The 5,388-nt window shown below is 60.9% G+C and carries 7 protein-coding genes; 4 read left to right on the top strand and 3 right to left on the bottom strand.

Features of this window, described 5'->3' with window-relative positions:
- Positions 1 to 293: 293 nt before the first annotated feature.
- Positions 294 to 569: a hypothetical protein gene (locus V473_RS22615; protein ID WP_013044870.1), complete on the top strand. Its 276-nt coding sequence runs from the start codon at positions 294 to 296 to the stop codon at positions 567 to 569.
- Positions 562 to 1,002 (top strand): hypothetical protein, encoded by a 441-nt coding sequence (locus V473_RS22620; RefSeq protein ID WP_013044871.1) that lies wholly within the window; start codon positions 562 to 564, stop codon positions 1,000 to 1,002. The genes V473_RS22615 and V473_RS22620 overlap by 8 nt, the downstream gene beginning before the upstream one ends.
- A 10-nt stretch (positions 1,003 to 1,012) precedes the next feature.
- Here V473_RS22620 and V473_RS22625 read toward each other — a convergent pair whose 3' ends face one another.
- Both V473_RS22625 and V473_RS22630 read right to left on the bottom strand, forming a co-directional pair.
- Positions 1,013 to 1,333: a type II toxin-antitoxin system PemK/MazF family toxin gene (locus V473_RS22625; RefSeq protein WP_013044872.1), complete on the bottom strand. Its 321-nt coding sequence runs from the start codon at positions 1,331 to 1,333 to the stop codon at positions 1,013 to 1,015.
- Positions 1,330 to 1,551, bottom strand: coding sequence for an antitoxin MazE family protein (locus V473_RS22630; protein WP_013044873.1), 222 nt, complete (start codon positions 1,549 to 1,551; stop codon positions 1,330 to 1,332). Before V473_RS22630 ends, V473_RS22625 begins: the two co-directional genes overlap by 4 nt.
- Positions 1,552 to 2,843: 1,292 nt before the next feature.
- Between V473_RS22630 and V473_RS23360 the strand changes: the two genes are divergently transcribed.
- Together V473_RS23360 and V473_RS22640 are read left to right on the top strand one after the other, a co-directional pair.
- The gene (locus V473_RS23360) at positions 2,844 to 3,236 is read left to right on the top strand and encodes a hypothetical protein (RefSeq protein WP_013044867.1); all 393 of its coding nucleotides are present in this window, start codon (positions 2,844 to 2,846) and stop codon (positions 3,234 to 3,236) included.
- Between the two features lie 162 nt (positions 3,237 to 3,398).
- Positions 3,399 to 4,169 (top strand): outer membrane beta-barrel protein, encoded by a 771-nt coding sequence (locus tag V473_RS22640; protein ID WP_037493360.1) that lies wholly within the window; start codon positions 3,399 to 3,401, stop codon positions 4,167 to 4,169.
- A gap of 122 nt (positions 4,170 to 4,291) precedes the next feature.
- On the opposite strand, the gene V473_RS22645 is transcribed toward V473_RS22640, so the two are convergent.
- On the bottom strand, positions 4,292 to 5,388 hold a 1,097-nt coding region (locus tag V473_RS22645), incomplete at its 5' end, for a MobA/MobL family protein (protein WP_066609378.1).

Genomic DNA, 5,388 nt, shown 5'->3' on the forward strand with positions numbered 1-5,388 from the left:
GTAATCGTGGACGAGGCCGGTGCGCTCGTCCGTGATTTCGACGCCCGCACGATAGGCTGCCGCCGCCGTCGCGCTGCGACCGGCGGAACGGCCTATCGCCTTCACCGCAAGATGGAAACTCGCCATCGCCGCGCCCTACCTTGCCATGCGGGAGCATGGCGCGGGCGATAGCCCGCTGGGGTGGAGGGGTATCCCCTCCCGCACGCAAACGCAAGTTTGCATAAGTGCGCCCTTCCTCTCTTTCGTTCAGTCGGGTCCGGTGCTATCAATATCACTCAGCGAAAGGATTGTGCATGGCCGCTCCGACGCCAGAGGCTATCGAAAACGCCCGCCGCAAGGTCGAACAGGCCAAGGCCCGGTTGCAGGCATTGGAAGCGCGCGCCGCCACCCTGAACCGCAAACAGGACGCCCGCCGCAAGATCATCCTCGGCGGCCTGCTCCTCGATGCCGCGATGAAAGACCCCGCATGGGAATCCCGCCTCAATGACCTGATGGGCCGGATCAGCCGCGATCAGGATCGCAAGGCGTTCGATGGCTGGACCTTCAAGGGCGGCCCCGCCGATGCCTGACCCGTTAGACCCCGCTGAGTTCGACGCCCCGCCCCCTGCCGATCCCGGCGCGGATTATCGCGTCCTGCTCGATGCGATGCGGCAGGCCGGGGCCGATGGGATCGCGCAGCAGTCGGCCGCGCTGGTCCAGCGGATCGAGCAGGACGCCCGCCAGCGCCTCGAATGGGGGCAACGGATGGGAACGGCGGTCGATGATCTCCAGCGCGTGGCGGGGCAGCTCCAGCGGGTCAGTGCCGGGATATGGTGGGACCGGCTGAAGGAATGGCTCTCGGCCGCCCTGATCGGGCTGGGCCTGATCTTCGCCGCGGCCCTCGCCTACCAGTGGGCGAAGGAACCCAAGATTGAACAGCGGCTATACGGCTGCACCGCACGATGGGACGCCAAAACAGGCAAGTGCAAAGGCGACTGGGTGCCGTTGCAGGCAAGGGAATGACCGACGCCCTTCAAATCAGCCCGACGACAAGGAGCAAGGCGCGGTCCACGGCCTTCATCCGCTCATCGTCAAGCCGCCCGAAAGGCTTGCTGATTTTCGAGCGGGGCAGGGTCGAGAGCTTGTCCACCATCACCTGCGAGAGCACACGCAACCCATTGGCGTTGTCCGGCTCGACGGTGATGCGAAAGGCAGCGTCGCGCACGGCGCTGGTGATCGGGCAGATCACGAGGCTTTCCAGCTCGGCCAAAAGATTCGACTGCACAATGAGGGCCGGGCGAGGCTTGCCGTAGTCACCTTGCAACGAAACCGCGACAATATCGCCTCGCTTCACTGCCAGCCCTCGACCTGCGCCGCCGCTTCCTCGACAAACCGCAGCGCGTCCAGCTCCGCCGGGTCGCCCTTCAACTTCAAGCATTGCTGGCGCACACGCTCCGCGAAGTCAGCCCCGCGCGTGTCGGGAACCCAGAATTGGACGGGCCGAAACCCCGCCGCACGCATCCGCTGGCGGTGCCGATCTACCTTGTCAGCCCTTTGCTTGATCGCGGCCATGTGAATCTCCATAGGTATCATGCTAAGTTACATGATACCTCTTTGACTGCTCCCCCGCAAGTTCCTTCACTCCGATTTGCCTCTGGCGTCCCGCAGGGGCGCCGCCGAGCCTTTGGATGGCACAAAAGCCACCCCCAAGCGCCTCCCTGCGTCCTACGGGCCGGAAATCGCCTCCTACACCCCCTGATAGCCCGTAGGAACTTTGCCGTAGGAACTGCCCTTTGCGGGAATATGCGACCGTATGAGCTGGGCGTCTCCAACCCATAACGCGCGCCGCGATTAGCGGCGCTCATTGTTCACTTTTTGTTCCTATCTAAAGGGGCTGCTTCGCCAGCGCTTAGGTCCGCGCTTGCACCCCCTTTAGATCATATAGAAGGGCGAGATTTTTTATTGCGTAATTTCAATGTGTTGGCGGGGGGGGGTAGCCAGTAGCTGATTGGCTAGGGGTAGCCAGTAGCTGATTGGCTAGGGTCTGTCGATTTTCACCAATTTATTGTCGATAATTGACGTTGATTTTTGATAATTTTCTGGCGATAATCGGACATAGATTGACTGCCCCTAGCCAATCTATGTCCGATTTCTCGACACTGGAGTCACACCCCTGTGACAGATACGCGCACCTTGCCCGCCACCAAGCCTCAGCCTAGCCGATGGGTCCAGACTGACCGTGCATCGCATGAGGCTTGGGCGCGCTTAAGCGCATCAAACCCCAAGGCTGGGGCCTTACTACATCTGCTTGCCGCTCGGGTCGGAGATAATAATGCTGTTGTAGTAAGTCACAAGACATTAGCAGAATTGCTAGGGGTTAGATCAATTACAACTATTAAGACAGCAATAACTGCACTTGTTTCTGGAAATTGGATTGAAGTCAGGCGGATTGGTGAAAACGGCACTGTCAACGCATATGTGTTGAACGATAGAGTTGTTTGGTCTGGACCACGTGAAGGGCTAAGATACAGCCTATTTTCTGCAACTGTCGTCGTCTCCGACAGCGAACAGCCGGACCGCGATACTTTGGGCAAGCAAGAACCACTACGCCGCCTTCCCCCGATAGGTGAGCGTCAGCTACCGCACGGCGACGGACTTCCCCCTCCTTCGCAACCGTTCCTAGATGGAATTGAGCCTGATCTGCCCGCCACCGAACAGCAGAACCTCGATCCGGCGATGCAAGAGGAACTATCCCAGCTCGTCATCGGCCTAGGAAACAGGCTCCGCGCGCCCGATGCCTCTCCCCCTGACGATGCAACCGATATATAGATACTATACAGGCCGACTTAACAGCGAGTGACATCATGGGTATCACCCTAAGAGAAGCATCCGAAAAGGTCGGTGTCACCCGCCAAACGCTCATGAAGGCGATCAAGACAGGCCGGGTTTCCGCCGAAAAATCCGATAACGGCGAATGGCGCATTGAACCTGTCGAGCTATTTCGTGTCTGGCCCCCTGTAAATGGGGTGCAGCAACCTTTACAGCCTAACATAACAGGCAGTGACACCCCCGGTTTACAGGCTGAAAACAGGCTGTTGCGGGAGCAGGTTGCCGAACTGCGTGAAGAACGGAACGCTTGGCGGGAGCAAGCCCAACGGCTCGCCCTCACCGATCAGCGCGCTGTCTCGCAGCCCAGCTCCCGCCCCGGCTTCTGGTCGCGCCTGTTCGGCCGCCAGGGCGACAGCCCTAGCGGATAGTGATGAATCCATTGAGAAAATTGTTGCGGTTTCGCAACATATTAGAAAAAACTCAGTTGACCTCAAAATATTTCTTGTATTTTTTAGTTTAGCAGTTACCCCCCCCCCCCGCTAGGGTCGCGAAAATTAGTCATGTTTCGTGTTTACTTAGGGGGTTTATTAATGAAGAAGATTATTACTTGCGCCGTTCTTGCGTCTGCCGCTCTTGCTACGCCTGCTTTCGCGCAGGATGAAGCCGACAAGGGTATGTATTTCCAACTTCGCACCGGCGTTGCTGACCTCAACAATCCCGATTTCGCCATCATCGACACATGGTCCGAGCCGAACAATCGCCTCGACACGAAGCTCAACACCAAGTCCGCTGCAACCTTTGGCGGTGAGCTGGGCTATGATTTCGGCGGCGTCCGCGTCGGCCTCGAACTGGCCTATCAGCGCAACAAGGTGAAGGGCATCACGCTCAAGAGCCTGAACGGCACCGCGATCACGGCCGAGGACCTCTCCGATGTTGTCGAAGGTCTTGGCGAACTCGACATTATCAGCGTCGATGATTTGGACGGCGTTGACATTAACGGCACCACGATCAGCGCGACCAACGGCTCCGTCGCTAAGCTGCGCCAGCTCGCCGTGATGGCGAATGTCACCTACGATATTCCGCTCGGCGGCAACACGTTCAAGCCCTATGTCGGCGTGGGCCTCGGCGCGGTCGGCTCACACCTCAAGGCGCTGGGCGAGGATGACGGCTCGGTTCGCTTCGCATGGCAGCTCCGCGCCGGTGCAGCCGTGAAGGTGACGAAGGGCATCGATCTGACCGCCGATTACACCTATCGTCAGACCGGCAGCGGCAAGCTGAACTTCGGGGACGAGGACGTGGAATATCGCCTCGGTAAAACCAAGGCTTCGCTGTTTCAGGTCGGTCTGCGCTTTACGCTCTGATCCGCGACCCTCTCAAATCGCGATAAGTGAGAAACCCTCCTGCTCTGCGGGAGGGTTTTTTCTTGGCTATACGATCCGATCATATGCGACCGAATCATATATGATCGGATCGTATATCGCCGTCACAAGCTCATGCCCCGGTCGCGTTGCAGGATCAGCTCCCGCTCACCGATGAGCTGACCCACGGCGCGCGCCATTTTCGGTTCACGCTGGATCTGCTCGATATAAAGATCCTTGGTGTGCTGGTTGGCCCCGTTATAGGCGTCCACCGCCTTGCGGAGCGCTTCCGGGGTCGCCTTCCAGTCGCTGTTATGGTCGCCATAGCCATGCGCGCCCGCCTCGCGCTTCCCGGCGATGGTATTGAACTTCTCGGCCACCCGCTCGCGTTCCCGCACCTGCTGGCGCTCCTGCGCTTCCTGACGGGCGCGATCGGCGGCTAGACGCTCCTGCGCTTCGCGGGCGAGTTGCACCTCGGCCGCCTCGCGCCGATCGCGCTCGACCGCACCGCTCAAGCTGGCCGCAACATCGTGCAGCCTGCCCGCGATCCGCTGCCCCATGTCTCGCAGCCATTCCGTCCCGCGCTCGATATACTGGCGCAGGCCGGCCCGCTCGACGACGCCGGCGTTGTGCTGACCTACCGCCGTCACCGGCTCATAGGCCCGCCCTTCCCGCGCGGCCACCTGCTCGGCCCGCCGCTCCATCGCCGTCGCACTCGGCCCCATATGCACGGTGGGTTCCTGCTCGATCCCCTGCCGCTGGTGACTGCGATGGTCCACCCGGTCGGGGACGTTCGCCAGTTCCAGCGCCCGATTCTGCATCTCGGCCCATCGTTCCCGCCACCGCTCGACCTCGCCGCTCTGCTTCTGGTCCAGCTCGCGCGTCTTTTCCCCCAGCCCCTCAGGGCCAAGGCGGCGCGTCGTCGTCAACAGGTGGGCATGGTGATTGCGCTGGTCGCCCTCGCGACCAGGTGCATGGATCGACACGTCCACCGCCACCCCATGCCGCTCGCTGATTTCCCGCGCGAGGCCCAAGGCCAGCTCCCGGCGCTCGTCGGCCGACAGCTCGACGGGCAGCGCGATTTCATATTCCCGCGCCACGGTCGCGTTCTTGCGCGTCTCCGCCAGCTCGGCCGCGTTCCATAGCCGCTCGCGGTCGGCCGCCCACTCCGGCGCGTCGGTCGGCAACATCAGCTCGCTATGCTCGACGCCCTGCTTGCGGG

The organism is Sphingobium cupriresistens LL01 (genome assembly GCF_001046645.1).
GTDB lineage: Bacteria > Pseudomonadota > Alphaproteobacteria > Sphingomonadales > Sphingomonadaceae > Sphingobium > Sphingobium cupriresistens.

Excerpts from the sequence above, each read along its gene's own strand:
- V473_RS22615 (WP_013044870.1), top strand. The coding sequence starts at position 294 with ATGGCCGCTCCGACGCCAGAGGCTATCGAAAACGCCCGCCGCAAGGTC.
- V473_RS22620 (WP_013044871.1), top strand. The coding sequence starts at position 562 with ATGCCTGACCCGTTAGACCCCGCTGAGTTCGACGCCCCGCCCCCTGCC.
- V473_RS22630 (WP_013044873.1), bottom strand. The coding sequence starts at position 1,551 with ATGGCCGCGATCAAGCAAAGGGCTGACAAGGTAGATCGGCACCGCCAG.
- V473_RS23360 (WP_013044867.1), top strand. The coding sequence starts at position 2,844 with ATGGGTATCACCCTAAGAGAAGCATCCGAAAAGGTCGGTGTCACCCGC.
- V473_RS22640 (WP_037493360.1), top strand. The coding sequence starts at position 3,399 with ATGAAGAAGATTATTACTTGCGCCGTTCTTGCGTCTGCCGCTCTTGCT.